The organism is Paenibacillus sp. PAMC 26794, assembly GCF_000316035.1.
Classification (GTDB): Bacteria; Bacillota; Bacilli; order Paenibacillales; family Paenibacillaceae; genus Paenibacillus.
Window position 1 is genome coordinate 1 of record NZ_ANHX01000035.1, and the last position, 1,235, is coordinate 1,235.

Here is a 1,235-nt window from a genome sequence, read left to right on the forward strand (position 1 = left end):
ATATCAAAAGAATACTAGGTAATTACTGCAGCAATAATACAAATCATTAAGAATATATCCACGTTTCTTTTCTTCTTAATTGTCTGCTTTAATTCACGTTTCTTTTCTTCAATGGTAGTTAATGAAGTATAGTTTGGAAAGTGTTCGTCATCAATTTCATTCCATATTCCATCTTTATTAAGAGAATATATGTTCATATTATTGTTCTGGTCAAAAGCAAAAATGTAACCTGGAATATTTAAATGACTTAGGGCATGTATATATCGATGAATTTGGCGTTTAGCTGATTCCAGACTGCCAGGTTTTATGATTCGTTTAACCTCTATAATAGCTAAATAGTCCTTATTGGATTCATTCATGAGAATTATATCCGCAAATAATCTTTGTGTGGGATCGGTTGAAATGGAGACTTCTTGAAGAATAGAGTCTCTTGTATATCCTTTGGATTTAAGAAATTCGATAACAATATTATTGGTATACAGGTTTTCATTAATTCTTGTCATGGGTTTACTCCTTAAGTTCAATTTCGCCTAACGTTCCTGTATTCACGACTCGACGTATGTCGAGTGTCTGGCGAATGCCAGACCAAGGACGAATGTCCGCAGCGTGAATATTATGTTAGAAGATGTCCGTTTAATCCTCTACTAATTTAATCTGCCTTTTAAATAAAATACCGATTTGTTTTATAAGATCTGAATATTCTTCTTTATACTTGCTATTATTTCTTATTACATCTCTAATAGCTTCTTCATCTCTAAAGTTACTAGTAGGACGATTTCGTAAATCAATGAGTTTTTCTTTTCCAATCTTATATTCCGAAAACTTATCTAATAATTCAGATAACCTTTCATAATGCCTATCCTCAATTAATAACATGCTTTTTTCTAAAGTTTCTTTTGTTTTACTTAGCTGCTTCGAAAAATCTTGAAGTGTGGCTCTTCCAGCTCTTTCCCAAAGTCTATCTGCAACAATTTTCAATTCGTATAACGATCTATATAAGTCGTTATACAACTTAAATTGATGTTCAGAATACCGAGCAAATAATATTTTGGATTTTTCAAGTTCCGCTTTTTTGGCTTCTAAATCGTTTAAGTAACTAGCCTTTAATTTTTCAAGATCTTCTTGATAATTCTTTCTATCTTTCTCTTGAATACGAGTAGCCCATATTTTTCCTAGCCAATTTGAAACACCTAAGATGATTGCTCCGGCACCTCCTACAGAGAATACAGCAGTAA

General features: G+C 32.1%; 2 protein-coding genes. Both read right to left on the reverse strand.

Annotation, left to right across the window (positions count from 1 at the left end):
- Positions 1 to 14: 14 nt before the first annotated feature.
- A complete protein-coding gene (locus D829_RS0115635) occupies positions 15 to 503 on the reverse strand; it encodes a type I restriction enzyme HsdR N-terminal domain-containing protein (RefSeq protein ID WP_017689852.1) in 489 nt (162 codons plus the stop codon).
- Between the two features lie 130 nt (positions 504 to 633).
- Positions 634 to 1,235 (reverse strand): hypothetical protein (locus tag D829_RS33720; RefSeq protein ID WP_017689853.1); only part of this gene is annotated, 602 nt, incomplete at its 5' end.